At 69.7% G+C, this 15,070-nt stretch carries 17 protein-coding genes; 11 read left to right on the forward strand and 6 right to left on the reverse strand.

All coding sequences use genetic code 11. The features are described from left to right. Positions 1–5: 5 nt before the first annotated feature. The 6 genes from FB381_RS11875 (at position 6) to FB381_RS11900 (ending at position 6,249) form a co-directional block, all read left to right on the forward strand. Positions 6–1,049, forward strand: coding sequence for an LLM class F420-dependent oxidoreductase (locus FB381_RS11875; RefSeq protein ID WP_141780484.1), 1,044 nt, complete (start codon positions 6–8; stop codon positions 1,047–1,049). Between the two features lie 38 nt (positions 1,050–1,087). Beyond that, positions 1,088–1,945: an SDR family oxidoreductase gene (locus tag FB381_RS11880; protein ID WP_141780485.1), complete on the forward strand. Its 858-nt coding sequence runs from the start codon at positions 1,088–1,090 to the stop codon at positions 1,943–1,945. After that, a complete protein-coding gene (locus FB381_RS11885) occupies positions 1,942–3,165 on the forward strand; it encodes an NADH:flavin oxidoreductase (protein WP_141780486.1) in 1,224 nt (407 codons plus the stop codon). The genes FB381_RS11880 and FB381_RS11885 overlap by 4 nt, the downstream gene beginning before the upstream one ends. 13 nt (positions 3,166–3,178) lie before the next feature. Further along, positions 3,179–3,895 carry a PaaI family thioesterase gene (locus FB381_RS11890; protein ID WP_141780487.1) on the forward strand — a complete coding sequence of 239 codons (717 nt, stop codon included), beginning with the start codon at positions 3,179–3,181 and terminating at the stop codon, positions 3,893–3,895. 72 nt (positions 3,896–3,967) lie between these two features. Then, positions 3,968–5,542, forward strand: coding sequence for a fatty-acid--CoA ligase FadD8 (fadD8, locus tag FB381_RS11895; RefSeq protein ID WP_141780488.1), 1,575 nt, complete (start codon positions 3,968–3,970; stop codon positions 5,540–5,542). A 56-nt stretch (positions 5,543–5,598) separates the two neighbouring features. After that, positions 5,599–6,249: a CatA-like O-acetyltransferase gene (locus tag FB381_RS11900; protein WP_141780489.1), complete on the forward strand. Its 651-nt coding sequence runs from the start codon at positions 5,599–5,601 to the stop codon at positions 6,247–6,249. A gap of 75 nt (positions 6,250–6,324) precedes the next feature. On the opposite strand, the gene FB381_RS11905 is transcribed toward FB381_RS11900, so the two are convergent. After that, the gene (locus FB381_RS11905) at positions 6,325–7,134 is read right to left on the reverse strand and encodes a crotonase/enoyl-CoA hydratase family protein (RefSeq protein ID WP_141780490.1); all 810 of its coding nucleotides are present in this window, start codon (positions 7,132–7,134) and stop codon (positions 6,325–6,327) included. Between the two features lie 48 nt (positions 7,135–7,182). On the opposite strand from FB381_RS11905, the gene FB381_RS11910 reads away from it, so the two are divergent. From FB381_RS11910 to FB381_RS11920, 3 genes are all read left to right on the forward strand, one after another. After that, positions 7,183–8,853, forward strand: coding sequence for an acyl-CoA synthetase (locus FB381_RS11910; RefSeq protein WP_141780491.1), 1,671 nt, complete (start codon positions 7,183–7,185; stop codon positions 8,851–8,853). Further along, complete coding sequence (locus tag FB381_RS11915; RefSeq protein ID WP_246088074.1) at positions 8,850–9,959, forward strand: NAD(P)H-dependent flavin oxidoreductase; 1,110 nt, start codon at positions 8,850–8,852, stop codon at positions 9,957–9,959. The genes FB381_RS11910 and FB381_RS11915 overlap by 4 nt, the downstream gene beginning before the upstream one ends. 168 nt (positions 9,960–10,127) lie before the next feature. Then, positions 10,128–10,949 carry an alpha/beta fold hydrolase gene (locus FB381_RS11920; protein ID WP_141780492.1) on the forward strand — a complete coding sequence of 274 codons (822 nt, stop codon included), beginning with the start codon at positions 10,128–10,130 and terminating at the stop codon, positions 10,947–10,949. Between the two features lie 3 nt (positions 10,950–10,952). On the opposite strand, the gene FB381_RS11925 is transcribed toward FB381_RS11920, so the two are convergent. Then, entirely contained in the window at positions 10,953–11,465 is a 513-nt protein-coding gene (locus FB381_RS11925) for a hypothetical protein (protein WP_141780493.1), read from the reverse strand. Between the two features lie 93 nt (positions 11,466–11,558). Between FB381_RS11925 and FB381_RS11930 the strand changes: the two genes are divergently transcribed. Further along, the gene (locus tag FB381_RS11930; protein WP_141780494.1) at positions 11,559–11,996 is read left to right on the forward strand and encodes a hypothetical protein; all 438 of its coding nucleotides are present in this window, start codon (positions 11,559–11,561) and stop codon (positions 11,994–11,996) included. Between the two features lie 31 nt (positions 11,997–12,027). Here the strand turns inward: FB381_RS11930 and FB381_RS11935 are convergent, their stop codons facing one another. Beyond that, on the reverse strand, positions 12,028–12,396 hold the full coding sequence (locus FB381_RS11935; protein WP_141780495.1) for a VOC family protein: 369 nt from the start codon (positions 12,394–12,396) through the stop codon (positions 12,028–12,030). 61 nt (positions 12,397–12,457) lie between these two features. On the opposite strand from FB381_RS11935, the gene FB381_RS11940 reads away from it, so the two are divergent. After that, positions 12,458–12,916, forward strand: coding sequence for a MarR family winged helix-turn-helix transcriptional regulator (locus tag FB381_RS11940; protein WP_141780496.1), 459 nt, complete (start codon positions 12,458–12,460; stop codon positions 12,914–12,916). 52 nt (positions 12,917–12,968) lie between these two features. Here the strand turns inward: FB381_RS11940 and FB381_RS11945 are convergent, their stop codons facing one another. The 3 genes from FB381_RS11945 to FB381_RS11955 all read right to left on the reverse strand — a co-directional run bounded on the left by FB381_RS11945 (position 12,969) and on the right by FB381_RS11955 (position 15,053). After that, on the reverse strand, positions 12,969–13,406 hold the full coding sequence (locus FB381_RS11945) for a MarR family winged helix-turn-helix transcriptional regulator (protein WP_141780497.1): 438 nt from the start codon (positions 13,404–13,406) through the stop codon (positions 12,969–12,971). Next, complete coding sequence (locus tag FB381_RS11950; RefSeq protein ID WP_141780498.1) at positions 13,403–13,783, reverse strand: hypothetical protein; 381 nt, start codon at positions 13,781–13,783, stop codon at positions 13,403–13,405. The genes FB381_RS11945 and FB381_RS11950 overlap by 4 nt, the downstream gene beginning before the upstream one ends. A 193-nt stretch (positions 13,784–13,976) precedes the next feature. Then, positions 13,977–15,053 (reverse strand): acyl-CoA dehydrogenase family protein, encoded by a 1,077-nt coding sequence (locus FB381_RS11955; protein ID WP_141780499.1) that lies wholly within the window; start codon positions 15,051–15,053, stop codon positions 13,977–13,979. Positions 15,054–15,070: the final 17 nt, after the last annotated feature.

Below are 15,070 nucleotides of genomic sequence, written 5' to 3' on the forward strand. Positions count from 1 at the left end.
CACAGGTGAAGCTAGGTCTGCAGCTGGGGTACTGGGGCGCGCAGCCGCCGAACGGGGTCGCGGAGCTCGTGGCCGCGGCCGAGGAGGCCGGGTTCGACGCGATCTTCTCCGCCGAGGCCTGGGGGAGCGACGCGTTCACCCCGTTGGCCTGGTGGGGCAGGGAGACCTCTCGCGTACGCCTCGGCACCTCGATCGTGCAGATGTCGGGCCGCGCGCCGACCTCGATCGCCATGCACGCGCTCACCCTCGACCACCTCTCCGGCGGCCGGTTCATCCTGGGCCTCGGCGTGAGCGGACCGCAGGTCGTCGAGGGCTGGTACGGCCAGCCGTTCGCCAAGCCGCTGGCCCGCACCCGCGAGGCCGTCTCGATCATCAGGCAGGTGCTGGCCCGGGAGGCGCCGGTGACCAGCCCCGGCCCCCACTATCCGCTTCCCTATGCCGGTCCGGGGTCGGTCGGCCTCGGGAAGCCGCTCAAGCCGATCGTGCATCCGCTGCGCGCCGACATCCCGATCTGGATCGGCGCCGAAGGCCCCAAGAACGTTGCCCAGACCGCGGAGATCGCCGACGGCTGGATCCCGATCTTCTACACGCCCAAGTCCGCTCCGATGTACGCCGACTGGCTGGCCGAGGGCTTCGCGCGGCCCGGGGCTCGGCGCAGCGCCGACGACTTCGAGATCGCGGCGACCTGTCATCTGCAGATCGTCTCCGGCGAGAGCGAGAAGCGCGCCGTCCTGGATGCGATGAAGCCTTTCGCAGCGCTCTACATGGGCGGCATGGGTGCCAAGGAGCAGAACTTCCACAACCAGGTCTTCGAGAGGATGGGCTACGCCGAGCTCGCCGGCCAGGTGCAGGCTCTCTACCTGACCGGGGAGAAGGAGAAGGCCACCGCGCTCATCCCCGACGAGCTCGTCGAGGACCTCCACATCATCGGCACCGAGAGCGAGGTTCGCGAGAAGGTCGCGCAGTGGGAGGAGACGGGTGTGACCACGCTCCTGCTGAGTCTCGGCTCGGCCGACGAGGTGCGTCGCATCGCCGAGGTGCTCGGATGAGCTGGGCGAGAGCGTCGACAGAGAGCGAGGCCCGCTGAGTGGGAACGTACGTCGTCACCGGCTCGGCCTCCGGGATGGGCGCCGCGGTCGTCGATCGGCTGCGCGCCGCGCACCACCGCGTCATCACCGTCGACATCGACGACGCTGACGTCGTCGCCGATCTCTCGACCGCGGCGGGTCGACGCGGCGCCGTGGAGAAGGTGCTCGCCGCCGCGGATGGCCGGCTCGACGGCGCGGTGCTCGCCGCCGGTCTCGGACCGGCACCCGGCCGAGACCGACCGTCGCTGATCACCCAGGTCAACTACTTCGGCGTCGTCGAGCTGCTGGAGGGCTGGCGCGACGCGCTCGCCGCGACGGGCGCCGCCAAGGTCGTGGTGTTCGCCAGCAACTCGGCCACGACGATGCCGATGATCCCGGGCCGTGCCGTCACCGCCCTGCTCGACGGCGACGCGGAGCGCGCTCTGAAGGCCTACCGGCTCTTCGGGAAGAACGCTCCGACGATGGCCTACGGCGCCTCCAAGGTCGCGCTCTCGCGCTGGGTGCGGCGCCGGGCCGTCGACCCGTCATGGGTCGACGCGGGGATCCGGCTCAACGCGATCGCGCCGGGCGCTGTCATGACGCCGCTGCTGGAGAGGCAGCTGGCCACGCCGGGGGAGGCACGGGCGATCAGGTCGTTCCCGGTGCCGGCCGGTGGCTTCGGCGACCCGGGACTGCTGGCCGACTGGGTCATCCACATGCTGAGTCCGGCTGCCGACTTCATGGTGGGCAGCGTCGTCGTGGTCGACGGCGGCACCGACGCGTGGTTCCGGGCCGACGACTGGCCACGGCCGGTGCCCGCCCGACGGCTGCGGGGATATCTGCGCCGGATGCGTGAGTTCAGGGCGGTGCGCGCATGAGCGGCCCGACACCCGACCCGCTCGCCCCGGCGAGGTTGGGGCCGCTGACGCTGCGCAACCGGGTGATCAAGGCGGCGACCTTCGAGGGGGCCTCGCCCGGCGCGCTGGTCTCCGACCGGCTGATCGACTACCACCTCGCCGTCGCCGAGGGTGGTGTCGGAATGACGACGGTCGCCTATCTCGCGGTCTCCCCGGAGGGGCGTACGCATGCCGACTGCATCTACTGGCGACCCGAGGTGCTGCCTGGTCTGCGCCGGCTGACCGAGGAGATCCACAAGACCGGCGCCAAGGTCTCCGCTCAGATCGGCCACGCCGGACCGGTGGCCAACGCGAAGTCCAACGGGGTGCCGTCGCTGGCGCCGACGCGGTCGTTCAACGCGCTGGGGATGGCGTTCAACCGGGCCGCCACCGCCGAGGACCTCGACCGGGTCGTCGATCAGCACGCCGATGCCGCCAGGATGGCGCTGGAGTCGGGCTTCGACGCGATCGAGGTGCACCTGGGTCACAACTACCTGCCCAGCTCGTTCCTCAGCCCGCGGCTGAACCAGCGCACCGACGAGCTCGGTGGCTCGCTGGCCAACCGGGCCTCGTTCCCGCGTCGGATCCTCGAGGCCGTACGAGGGGCGGTCGGGAGCCAGGTCGCGGTGCTCGCGAAGATGAACATGCGCGACGGCTACCGCGGCGGCTTCGACATGCCCGAGTCGGTGGAGCTCGCGCGCACGCTGGAGTCCGACGGCCATCTCGACGCGCTCGAGCTCACCGGCGGCTCCTCGTTCATGAACCCGATGTATCTCTTCCGCGGCGACGCGCCCTACCGGGAGATGGCCGCCGGCATGCCTCTGCACCCGGTGATCAAGATGGGCATGCGGATGGTGGGGAAGGGCTTCTTCAAGAACTACCCCTACAAGCCGCTCTACTTCCTCGACAACGCCCGGGAGTTCCGCCGTGCGCTGTCGATGCCGCTCGTGCTCCTCGGTGGCGTCACCGACCTGGACGGGATGAGCACCGCGATGGAGGAGGGGTTCGACTACGTCGCGATGGCCCGTGCCCTGCTGCGTGAGCCCGATCTGGTCAACCGGATCCAGGTGGACCGTACGGCCACCTCGCGGTGCATCCACTGCAACCTGTGCATGTCGACGATCTACTCGGGGACCCACTGCCACCTCGACACCGACCACGTCTACGGTGAGGCTCACCCGATCCTGACTCCCGGAACCTGAGACGAGGCCTTAGATGTCCACCCACTACGGGCGCCCGCGCCGCATGCAGACGCCGGCAGGCTTCGTCCACGACGAGATGACCAACGCCGACATCGAGGCACGCGAGGCCGCCCTGGTTCCGCTGACCGACTCGGTGCGCCGGCTCATCGACGCGCTCGTGCGCACGCAGGTCGCGGAGCCGGAGCTCGACGGCGTACGCCACCGGGTCGACGCGCTCACCGACGAGCTTCTCGCCGATGCCCTCCCGGGCCCGCACGGGGTGCGGTTCGGCATCGAGGGCGGCTACCGCAACTACGGCAACCCGGTGGTCGGGAGGGGCAACGCGATCGCCCCGCCGATCGACTTCCAGCGCGAGGGTGAAGCGGTCTGGGCCGACTTCGAGCTCGGGCCGGCCTACGAGGGCCCTCCGGGACTGGTCCACGGGGGAGTCTCCGCGATGGTCCTCGACCAGATGCTCGGGGAGGCCGCCTCCGCGGGCGGCAAGCCGGGGATGACCGGCACCCTCAACGTCGTCTACCGGCACGGCACCCCGCTGGGCCCGCTGCGCGGCGAGGCGCGGATCGAGTCGACCGAAGGCGTGAAGTCTGTCGTACGCGGTCGCCTGCTGACCCGGCCGACCGACGGCTCCGAGCCGGTGCTGTGCGTCGAGGCCGAGGGCATCTTCATCCTGCCTCGCTGGGCGCGCGACGAGCCTGACGGCGCCGATCGGGAGCACGTCGGCGACGCCTGAGGCGGTGCTGCGCCGTGCCCGACCCAGCCACAACCTCTAGAACACGTTCTAGTTCCGCGGTAGGGTGCGGTCATGGAATCACGCCGTATCGGTCCCCACAACGGTCATCTGATGGTCTCGGCGCTGGCGCGCCACAAGCACCGTCCGATCATCCATCTCGGAGAGGTCACGCTGACCGGGGGAGAGGTGGCGGCTCGGATCAGCCAGTACGTGCAGGCGTTCGAGGCGCTCGGTGTCGGCACCGGCACGGCGTCGGCGCTGCTCGCGCTCAACCGGCCCGAGGTGCTCTTCATCCTCGGCGCCGGGCAGACCCAGGGCTTCCAGCGCACGGCGCTGCACCCGCTGGGCAGCGCCGAGGACCAGGCGTACGTCATCAACGACGCGGGCATCACCGGCATCATCATCGACCCCCACTTCGCCGACCGCGCCGTCGAGCTCCTCGAGCTGTGCCCGGGCCTGAAGCAGGTGCTCACCATCGGTCCGGTGCCAGCGCAGCTCGCCGACGTCGGTGTCGACCTGGTCGCCGCCGCGGCGACATACCCGGTCGAGCCCCTCGAGGCGCGGCTGCTCCCGCCCGACCATGTCACCTCGATCACCTACACAGGCGGCACGACCGGCAAGCCCAAGGGTGTGATCGGCCAGGCCGGCTCGTTCGCGACCATGACCCAGGTGCAGCTCTCGGAGTGGGAGTGGCCCGAGGACCCGCGGTTCCTGATGTGCACCCCGCTCTCGCACGCCGGCGCCGCCTTCTTCGTACCCGTCGTGATCAAGGGCGGCACCCTCTTCGTGCTTCCGAAGTTCGACCCTGCAGCCGTCTTGGAGACCATCGAGCGCGAGCGGATCTCCTCGCTGATGGTGGTGCCCTCGATGCTCTACGCGCTGCTGGACCACCCCGACTCCCGCACCCGCGACCTCTCCTCGCTGGAGACGGTCTACTACGGAGCCTCCTCGATCAACCCGGTGCGCCTGGCCGAGGCGATCGAACGGTTCGGGCCGATCTTCGCGCAGTACTACGGCCAGTCGGAGGCGCCGATGGCGATCACCTACTTCGCCAAGGGCGACCACGTGAACCCCGACGGCACCCCGGCCACCCACCGACTCACCTCCTGCGGCCGCCCGGCCGCCCTGGTGCGTACGGCACTGCTCGACGCCGACGGCGCCCCGGTGACCCCCGGCGAGCCCGGCGAGATCTGCGTGGCCGGGCCGCTGGTCTCCGGTGGCTACTGGCAGAAGCCGGAGGAGACCGCCGAGACCTTCACGGACGGTTGGATGCACACCGGCGACGTCGCCCGCGAGGACGAGGACGGCTTCTGGTACATCGTCGACCGCACCAAGGACATGATCGTCACCGGCGGCTTCAACGTCTTCCCGCGCGAGGTCGAGGACGTCGTCGCGACCCATCCCGCGATCGCCCAGGTCGCCGTCATCGGCACCCCGCACGAGAAGTTCGGCGAGGCCGTCACCGCCGTCGTCGTGCCGCGCCCCGACGCAGCCCTCTCCGACGAGGTCGTCGCCGAGATCCAGGCCCTGGTCAAGGAGAAGAAGGGCTCCGTGCACACACCGAAGCAGGTCGTCGAGGTCGACGCGATCCCGATGACGGCCCTCGGCAAGCCTGACAAGAAGGCCCTGCGCGCCCGCTTCGCCTGAACGGGGAGCCACAAACTCGGTGGGATGCCGACCGGTCCTGATGCAAGGATCCGGTCATGGATCAACCCGAGCGGATCGACCTGGCGGCGTGGCCCCGCCGAGAGCATTTCGAGCACTACCGCAGCCGGGTGCCGTGCTCGTATGCGATCACGGTCGACCTCGACGTCACCGACCTCCGTGCCGCGTCGAGAGGGACCGGAGCCAAGACGTACGCCGCCCAGGTCTGGGCGCTGGCGACCGTGGTGAACCGCCACGAGGAATTCCGGATGACGCTCGTCGACGGCGCGCCGGCGACCTGGCCGTTGCTCCACCCGGCGTACACCGTCTTCAACCCCGACCGGGAGACCTTCGCCTGCGTCTCGACGCCCTACGACGCTGACTTCGGCGCGTTCAGCGCCCGGATGAGCGAGGACCTGGCCGAACATCGTCACGCCACCGAGCTCTTCCCGCAGGCCGATCTACCGGCCAACCACTTCGACGTCTCCAGCCTGCCGTGGACCTCGTTCTCGTCCTTCGCGCTGAACATCAAGGACGGCTGGGATCACCTGGCCCCGATCTTCACTCTCGGGAAGTATGAGGAGCGCGGCGAGGAGACACACCTTCCGCTCGCCGTCCAGATCCACCACGCCGCCGCCGATGGCTTCCATACGGCCCGTCTCGTCGACGACCTCCGCACACTGCTTGCGGACCCGAGCTGGCTCGTCTGAAGCCGAGAAGTCACTCCTGCAGGTCGAGAAGTCACGCCGTGACTTCTCGACCTGCAGGAGTGACGCTTCGACGGGCTACTTGCCCTTGAACTCGGGCTTGCGCTTCTCCAGGAAGGCCTTCGGGCCCTCCTTGGCGTCCTCGGAGGCGAAGACGGCGGCGCCGACCTTGGCGTCCTCGGCCCAGGCCTCCTCCTCGTGCTTGCCCTCGGAGTCGCGCATGGTGCGCAGGATCGCCTGCACGGCGAGCGGGCCGTTGGCGGCGATCATGTCGGCGAGCTCGTGGGCCTTCGCGATCGCGGTGCCGTCGGGGACGACGTGGCCGATGAGGCCGAGCTCCTTGGCCTCGGGCGCCTTCAAGGTACGTCCGGTCAGCAGCAGCTCGGCGGCGACGGTGTAGGGGATCTGGCGGGGGAGCCGGACCGCGGAGCCGCCCATCGGGTAGAGCGACCAGCGGGCCTCGGCGACGCCGAACTTCGCCGACTCGCCGGCGACGCGGATGTCGGTGCCCTGCAGGATCTCGGTGCCGCCGGCGATGGCGGGGCCCTCGACCGCGGCGATCAGTGGCTTCGTGAGCCGGAAGCCCTTGAGCAGGCCCTTGATCACCGAGGGGTCGAAACCCTCCTCGAACGACTCCGAGGGCGGCTTCTCATCGGCCTTCTGGAGGTCCATGCCGGCGCAGAAGTAGCCGCCGGCGCCGGTCAGGATGCACACCCTGATCTCGGGGTCGGAGTTCACCCGGTCCCAGGCTTCCTCCATGATCCGCATCATCTCCGAGGAGAGGGCGTTGCGTCGTTCGGGGCGGTTCAAGGTCACGACGAGCTTGTGGCCGTCCTGCTCGACGATCGCGTGCGGCTGCTCCGGGGTGGAAGATTCGGTGATCGGCATGGCACCAGACCCTAGCGAAAAACTGAAACGTGTTCTAGTCTCGGCCGCATGGCGCTGAACCTTGCTGACCTCTTCGAACACGCCGTCGACGCCGCGCCCGACAAGGTGTCGGTCCAAGTCGGCGACCGCACAGTGACGTACGCCGAGCTCGAGCGTGAGTCCAACCGGCTGGCCCACTATCTGGCCGGCCAGGGGATCGGGAAGGGCGATCACGTCGGGCTCTACTCGAAGAACTCCGTCGAGCACGTGATCGCCCTGCTGGCGATCCTCAAGATCCGGGCGGTGGCGATCAACGTCAACTTCCGCTACGTCGCCGGCGAGCTCGAGTATCTGTTCACCAACGCCGACCTCAAGGCACTCGTCCACGACCGCGTCTACGCACCGCTGGTCGCCGAGGTCGCTCCGAAGCTGGGCGGGCTGAAGACCTTCGTCGCCGTGCCGAACCCGCTCGAGCCCACCGACGCCTCCGACCTGACGCCGTTCGGCGGCATCACGCTCGAAGAAGCGCTCTCCGGGCAGTCGACGGAGCGTGACTTCGGTGAGCGCAGCCCCGACGACATCCACGTCATCTACACCGGCGGCACCACGGGCTTCCCGAAGGGCGTGATGTGGCGTCACGAGGACTTCTGGCGCGTGCTCGGCGGTGGCATCGACTTCATGACCGGCGAGCCGCTCGAAGAGTACGACCAGTCCAAGCAGGCCGCGGGTGACGGGCTCATCACGCTGCCGCTGAGCCCGCTGATGCACGGTGGCGCCCAGGCCTCGCTCCTCATGCACCTCTTCGCCGGCCAGGTGACGATCCTCGAGCCGAAGTTCGACCCGGTGAAGACCTGGGAGATCGTCGACCGCGAGAAGGTCCAGATGATGTTCATGACCGGTGACGCGATGGCTGTGCCGCTCATCGACGCGTACGAAGCCGGTCCCGGAAATGGGCAGAGCTTCGACGGCCAGTCGCTGTTCGCGATCGCCTCCAGCGCCGCGATCTTCTCCAAGTCGGTCAAGGAGCGCTGGATGAAGGCCTTCCCCAACGCCGTCTTCACCGACTCGGTCGGATCGACCGAGACCGGGTTCCAGGGCACCGGCCTGCAGGACGCCTCCGCGCTCTCCACCGACGGCCCCGTGGTGACCGCCGGCAACCACACCGCGGTGATCGGCGACGACGGCCACCCCCTCGATCTCGCCACCGACGTCGGCAAGATCGGCCGCACGGCCCGCAAGGGCCACGTGCCGGTCGGCTACTACAAGGACCCGGAGAAGTCGGCGAAGACCTTCGTCGAGATCGACGGCGAGCGCTACGCGATCCCGGGCGACTACGCGCGGATCGAGACCGACAACCGGCTCACCCTGCTGGGCCGCGGCTCCAACTGCATCAACACCGGCGGCGAGAAGGTCTACCCCGAGGAGGTCGAGGCCGCGATCAAGGCGCACCCCGACGTCTACGACACCCTCGTCGTCGGGGTGCCCGACGAGCGCTACGGCCAGGCCGTCGCCGCCGTCATCGAGCCACGACCGGGCGCGACGATCGAGGTCGAGGAGCTGCGTACGTTCCTGCGTGCTCACCTCTCGGGCTACAAGCTGCCGCGTGCGGTGACCATCGTCGACGAGGTGCCGCGCAACGCCACCGGCAAGGCGCAGTATCCCAAGGCCAAGGAGATCGCCCTGGCCTCCCGACCCACACCTGAGACCGACACCGCCGGCTCGGAAGGAGCAAAGGCATGATCCGTACGCCGCTGTGCGAGGCCTTCGGGATCGACTACCCGATCTTCGCCTTCACCCCCTCGGAGCATGTGGCCGCCGAGGTCTCCAAGGCCGGCGGGCTCGGTGTGCTGGGCTGTGTGCGCTTCAACGACGCCGAAGAGCTCGACCGCACCCTGACCTGGATGGACGAGAACACCGACGGCAAGCCGTACGGCGTCGACGTGGTCATGCCGATGAAGGTGCCGACCGAGGGCACCTCCACCGACCTCTCGTCCTACATCCCCGAGGAGCACAAGGACTGGGTCGACAAGACGCTGCTCTCGCTCGGGGTGCCTCCGCTGCCCGACGGCGAGGGTCGTGAGGGTGTGCTCGGCTGGCTCCACTCGACCGCGCGCTCCCACGTCGACGTCGCGCTGCAGCACCGCCCGGTGCTCATCGCCAACGCGCTCGGCACCCCGCCCAACGACGTGATCGAGAAGGCCCACGAGCACGGCATCAAGGTGGCCGCGCTCGCCGGCGCACCCAAGCACGCCGTCTCCCACGTCTCCAACGGCGTCGACATCATCGTCGCCCAGGGCTACGAGGCGGGCGGTCACACCGGTGAGATCGCCTCGATGGTGCTCCAGCCCGACATCGTCGACGCCGTCGGCCCCGACGTGCCCGTGCTGGGCGCCGGCGGGATCGGCTCGGGTCGCCAGATCGCCGCCTCGCTGGCGCTGGGTGCCCAGGGTGTGTGGACCGGGTCGATCTGGCTCGGCACGAGCGAATATCGCAACCTCAACTCCCACGCCGGCTGGGAGCCGGCCTTCACCCGGGCCACCTCGGCCGACACCCGCCGGATGCGGATCTACACCGGAAAGCCCGCCCGGTTGCTCAAGTCGAGGTGGACCGATGCCTGGGAGGCCGACGGCTCGCCGGCGCCGTTGCCGATGCCGCTGCAGAACCTGCTGGTCTCCGACGCGCACAACCGCATCAACGCGGCCGGTGACCCTGATGTCGTCGCGATGCCGGTGGGCCAGATCGTGGGCCGGATGAACGAGGTGCGTCCCGTCGCCGAGGTGATGGGCGACCTGATCGCGGAGTTCGAGGCCACCGTCAAGCGCCTGGACGCGATCTCCGAGGGGTAGACCGCAGGATCCAGGAGGGCGCCGGCTCGGTCACCCGAGCCGGCGCCCTCGTTCGTGCCCGCCGCCGCGCGCGCCTTATCCGGGCGCGCTATCGCACACCTGGGTCGTCCGGCCCGCTATCGCACCCACACCCCGCCACGAGCAGGGGAGTCCTGACAGGATGGTCGCGTGACGATCTCGAGCTACGTACGTGACGGACTCACCTTCGACGTGATCGACTCCGGCCCCGCCGACGGCGACCCGGTCGTGCTGCTGCACGGTTTCCCCGAGCGGGCGACCTGCTGGCGCGAGGTCTCGCCGATCCTGCACGAGGCGGGCTTCCGCACCCTCGCCCCCGATCAGCGCGGCTACTCGCCGGGCGCTCGACCGCGTACTCGGCTGGGCTACGGTGCCCGCGACCTGGTCGCCGACGTGGTGGCTCTCATCGACGAGATCGGTCGCCCGGTGCACCTGGCCGGTCATGACTGGGGGAGTGCGGTCGGTTGGGGAGTGGCGGCCGAGCGCCCCGACCTGGTGCGCTCCTGGACCGCGATGTCGGTGCCGCACCCGGTGCCGTTCGCGCGCTCGATGAAGGGTCCGCAGCGACGCAGGTCGGCCTACATGGCGTTCTTCAACGTCCCGTTCGTGCCCGAGCTGGTCGCCGGCCGGAACGGCCGGATGGAGCGGATGATGCGGGGGAGCGGCTGGAAGGACGCCGACGTCGAACGCTTCCGCGAGGAGATCGTCGACTACGGCGCGCTGCCCGGCGGCCTGGGCTGGTATCGCGCCCTCTTCCTCGCGCCGCGCGTCGGTCGGGTCTCGGTGCCGACGACCATGCTGTGGAGCGACCGCGACGTGGCGATCGGCCGCTCGGCGCTCGAGGGCAACGAAGACTCCGTGACGGGCCCGTACGAGCTCATCGAGCTCACCGGTGTCAGCCACTGGATCCCGACCAAGGCCCCCGAGGCCGCCGCCTCGGCGATCCTCGGCACGATCGCCAAGGCTTCCTGAGGCTCACTCGCTCGCGGCGAGGTTCGGCGAGGTGGTTCGCGGGGCGGTGTCGCGCGCGGTGATCGCGGCGGCGACCCCGCCGATCCCCGCACGGATCATGTCTCCGTACGCACCCACCGGCAGCGCGGCGGCGCGCTCCTCGGCCCTGCCGATGTGCTCGGTCGCCTCCTCGAAGGCGCTCAGCCGGCGGAGGTCGTCGGCGATGTTGAGATGCAGGCTCGGGTAGAAACCCGCGACCTGCAGGCTCTCGTCGTGCTCGTGGGCGCGCTCGTCGGTGAGGGCGTCGGCGGCGTCGAGTGCGCGTACGTCCCAGATCAGTGACGTCGCCGGCGCGGCGTAGAGGTCGGCGAGATAGTGCGCCAACGTGCAGCGGTGGAACGGATCGCCCAGCACGCCGATGTCGGCCCAGATCGCGAGCAGCTCCTCCCGCGCTCTGATGACGTCGCCTTCGCGGCCGAGGGTCACAGCGGTGGTGATGGCATCCATCGTCGGGTCAGCGCTAGGCGTCGGGGTCATGACGCCGATCCTGAGCCTTCGAGCGGCCTGAAGGTCAAGGAGATGAGTACGCAGGCTCATCCCATCGCGGCGCCTGGCCGTGAGACTCGTCGCATGCCCGTTCTCGACCGCCCGATCATCACGCGCTGGCGGGTCTCACGCCTGCGCTGGCTGCCGGCGGCGACGGTGCTCGCCTCCGTCGTGGCCCTCCTCGCGGTGGCGAACCTGGCGGCGAACTGGCTGGATGTCTATCTGGTCTTCTTCGGCGAGCAGCCGGAGATCGAGCCGTCGAACATCGCCTGCTACCGCATCTGGGGAGCGATCCTGGTCGTGGCTGTCCTGTGCGGTGCGGCCGCTCACGCCCTGAACCGACGTCGGCGCCTGCTCGGGATGATCTGGCAGGTCCTGCTGGTGCTGGGCAGTGCCGCCATCGCCCTGATCTGCTACATCCCCGGCGCGCTCGATCTACCGCGCGTGGAGCACGTCGAGGACGGCTACAGCGCTCCTTCGTGCTACTCGGGCGGTGACAACGACGAGTGCGTCGGCGGCTGAGCCGCGACGAGGGCGCTGTGGTCCGGGGTTGTCAGGCTCGGTCGTGGAGGGTGATCTGGTAGCCGTCGGGATCGGCGAAGGCGAACGTACGGCCGAAGGGGCCGTCGATCGGTGCCGAGACGATGGTGTGGCCGTCGGCGACCAGCTGGTCGTGGATCGCCTGCACGTCGGTTGCGTGGAGCCAGATCGCAGCACCGATGCCGGGCTGGGCCACGGCGGTCAGATCAGTGCCGGGAATGACCTCGCGGAGCGCGAAAGCGATCGGCTTCGTCTCGAAGACGACGGCGTGCGGCGGCCCGGCGGGTGAGCGGACGAGGCCGAGATAGCGCTCGTAGAACGCCTGCGACGCGTCGAGGTCGCGAGCCTGCAGCGAGATGAAGTCGGGTCCGGTGACGGGCATGATGATCTCCTTCGTTTGCGTGTCAGTTATCTGACACGCAACGGTATGTCAGAATACTGACATGAGTCAAGAGGGTGTCGACCTGGACAAGTCGCTGGGCTACCTGCTGAAGGAGTCCTCGAGCGCGCTGCGAGCGTCGATGGAAGAGGTGCTCCGGCCGCTTGGCATGAGCGTGACGCACTACTCCTGTCTCGAGCTGCTGGCCCAACGACCGGGCCTGTCGAACTCCGAGCTGGCCCGGGGCGCGTTCGTGACCCGGCAGACGATGAACGTGCTGCTCAAGTCGCTCGAACGCGACGGCGACGTGACCCGGCCGACCGAGGCAGCCGTGGGCAAGGTGCTTCCCGCGCGGCTCACACCGCGCGGCCGCGAGAGGCTCGAGAAGGCGACCGTGGCGGTCCGGTCCGTCGAGGTCCGGATGCTGGCCGGCATGTCGTCAGCCGACCAGGCGGAAGCATTCCGGATCTTGCAGGGTCTGATCCGGTCACTGCGTGACGGCGGCGTGGGAGAGGGCGACTGAGCGACCCTGGCCAGCAGGGACTACGTCTGCTCCGTCTGTATGCGGGCCGGCGTCAGAGGTTCATCGTGCGGGAGCGGTCCATCAGGTCGGTCATCGCTCGCTGGAACGTGCGGCGCTCCGTGTCGCTCCAGTCGGTGGTCAGCTGCGCGAAGACGTCCTCCTGCCAGTGACGTGCCTGGTCGAGCATCGATCGACCAGCCGGGGTGAGCGATGCTTCGCGTCGCCGTCCGTCGGTCGCCGACACCGTCATCGCCAGGTGGCCGGCCGCGGTGGCGCTCTTGATCAGTCGGGAGGCGCCACTCTGGTCGATCCCGATCTCGCACGCCACGGCGTTGACCGTGACCGGCGCCTGTCGCTGCCTGAGTGCGTCGACGGCCTCGCAGGCCAGGACGATGCGGCCCTGCTCTCCGCCGGCGTCTGCCGACCCGGATCGCCGCGCCCAGTGGCGGACGAAGCCGAACAGGACCTGTCCCGGGCCCTCGCTCGTCATTCGGTCGCTGCCATCTCGCGGCAGATGTAGGCCAGCTCGAGCGCGGCCTTGAGATCGGGGAGTCGCAGCGCCGCGGTGATCTTCTCCTCGGAGGCGCGGAAGATCGTCGCCACTCGAGTGGGCTCGGGGCTCTCGGGCCAGGTGGCATCCTCCTCGACCACCATGAGCCGATCGCTGATCGGGTGCCACGAACGGGGGACGAGCTTGATCCCGGAGCGCTCCACCCAGTCGGCGAACTGGTCGGGCGTGATCGGGCCCGCGCCCTTCGGGCCGAGGACGACGACCGGGTCGCCGACTGCCGCCTTCGACCGTTGCAGGTCGCCGGCGTTGACGCCGGCGTGCCACTCGTTGACGGCTGATTCAAGCACTGACTCCATGCGGCAACTATATGCGAAACGCATATAAAAGTCCTGTGCTGGGCACTTCAGGTCGTCTCGGCCCGGACGCTAGGTGACAGCGCTATCGCACATCTGTGTCGTTTGCCGCGATACAGCACGCACACCCCGCCACGAGAGAGGGGCTCCGGCTGGCACCGGAGCCCCTCGAGGCGAGCTGAGGATCAGTGACGGGTCACGACGCGGCGTACGCGCGTCCGATCCGCAGCGCCTGCTCGGTGGCGCCGCCGAAGACGAACTCGAAGCGTTTGGCGGCGGTGAAGTAGCGGTGGGCCTCGCCGTCGAGGTCGATGCCGACGCCGCCGTGCACGTGGACGGTGGTGTGGGCGAGGTGGTGGGCGGCATCGGCGGCCCAGAGCTTCGCGACGGCGACCTGCTCGGCCGCGGGCAGGTCCGAGCCGACCCGCCAGACGGCCTGCCAGAGCGTGAGGCGCTGGGCGAGCACGTCGATGAACCCGTCGGCGAGGCGCTGGGAGACCGCCTGGAAGGTGCCGATCGCGCGGCCGAACTGCTCCCGGGTCTTCGCGTACGACGAGGTCAGCGTCAGGGCGCCTTCGGTGACGCCGAGCAGCTCGGCGGCAGCGGCGACCGTGAGCAGGTCGCCGAGACGGGCAGCGGCGGTGGGGCCGCCGACCCGTTGTGCTGGCGCCGAGGTGAACGAGACCAGTGCGGTGACATCGCCGTCGCTGGTGTGCTGCGCGGTGCGGTCGACGCCCGGGGCCGTCGCCTCGACCAGGAAGACGCCGGTCTCGCCGTCGGGCAGCGACGCGGTGACCAAGAACGCGTCTGCGATCATTCCGGCTCTGACCAGCGTCTTCACGCCAGTGATGGCGTCTCCCGCGGCGACGACGGTGGGAGATTCCGGCAGGTGCGAGTGCTCCTCGGCTACGGCGGCAGTCAGCACGCGCGACCCGTCGGAGATGCCCGCCATCGCCTCCGGCTCGGCTTCGCCGAGCAGTGCCCCGCACGGGCCGTGCACCGCGAGCGGCACCGGCGCGAGGCGGCGACCCGACTCGACGAGCACCCGGCACAGCTCGGCGAGACCGAGCCCGGCGCCGTCGTACGCCTCGGGCAGATGCAGGCCGAGCAGGCCGGCCTGGCCGAGGCTCGACCACAGGTCGGCGTCGAAGCGTCCGCGGTCCGCGGCGGCCGTCTCGACCGTACGCAGCCTCTCGACGGTGGTCGCGTCGCCGATGATCTTCGCGGCGAGCTCGGCGGCGTCGTCGGATTCGGCGGTGAAGGAGAAGTCCATGGTGTGTCCCTGTCGTC

The organism is Nocardioides albertanoniae (genome assembly GCF_006716315.1).
In the GTDB taxonomy this organism is placed as follows: domain Bacteria; phylum Actinomycetota; class Actinomycetes; order Propionibacteriales; family Nocardioidaceae; genus Nocardioides; species Nocardioides albertanoniae.

What these genes read in the sequence shown, in the direction of transcription:
- FB381_RS11885 (WP_141780486.1), top strand. Translation starts at nt 1,942, where the DNA reads ATGAGCGGCCCGACACCCGACCCGCTCGCCCCGGCGAGGTTGGGGCCG.
- FB381_RS11890 (WP_141780487.1), top strand. Translation starts at nt 3,179, where the DNA reads ATGTCCACCCACTACGGGCGCCCGCGCCGCATGCAGACGCCGGCAGGC.
- fadD8 (WP_141780488.1), top strand. Translation starts at nt 3,968, where the DNA reads ATGGAATCACGCCGTATCGGTCCCCACAACGGTCATCTGATGGTCTCG.
- FB381_RS11900 (WP_141780489.1), top strand. Translation starts at nt 5,599, where the DNA reads ATGGATCAACCCGAGCGGATCGACCTGGCGGCGTGGCCCCGCCGAGAG.
- FB381_RS11905 (WP_141780490.1), bottom strand. Translation starts at nt 7,134, where the DNA reads ATGCCGATCACCGAATCTTCCACCCCGGAGCAGCCGCACGCGATCGTC.
- FB381_RS11910 (WP_141780491.1), top strand. Translation starts at nt 7,183, where the DNA reads ATGGCGCTGAACCTTGCTGACCTCTTCGAACACGCCGTCGACGCCGCG.
- FB381_RS11915 (WP_246088074.1), top strand. Translation starts at nt 8,850, where the DNA reads ATGATCCGTACGCCGCTGTGCGAGGCCTTCGGGATCGACTACCCGATC.
- FB381_RS11925 (WP_141780493.1), bottom strand. Translation starts at nt 11,465, where the DNA reads ATGACCCCGACGCCTAGCGCTGACCCGACGATGGATGCCATCACCACC.
- FB381_RS11930 (WP_141780494.1), top strand. Translation starts at nt 11,559, where the DNA reads ATGCCCGTTCTCGACCGCCCGATCATCACGCGCTGGCGGGTCTCACGC.
- FB381_RS11935 (WP_141780495.1), bottom strand. Translation starts at nt 12,396, where the DNA reads ATGCCCGTCACCGGACCCGACTTCATCTCGCTGCAGGCTCGCGACCTC.
- FB381_RS11940 (WP_141780496.1), top strand. Translation starts at nt 12,458, where the DNA reads ATGAGTCAAGAGGGTGTCGACCTGGACAAGTCGCTGGGCTACCTGCTG.
- FB381_RS11945 (WP_141780497.1), bottom strand. Translation starts at nt 13,406, where the DNA reads ATGACGAGCGAGGGCCCGGGACAGGTCCTGTTCGGCTTCGTCCGCCAC.
- FB381_RS11950 (WP_141780498.1), bottom strand. Translation starts at nt 13,783, where the DNA reads ATGGAGTCAGTGCTTGAATCAGCCGTCAACGAGTGGCACGCCGGCGTC.
- FB381_RS11955 (WP_141780499.1), bottom strand. Translation starts at nt 15,053, where the DNA reads ATGGACTTCTCCTTCACCGCCGAATCCGACGACGCCGCCGAGCTCGCC.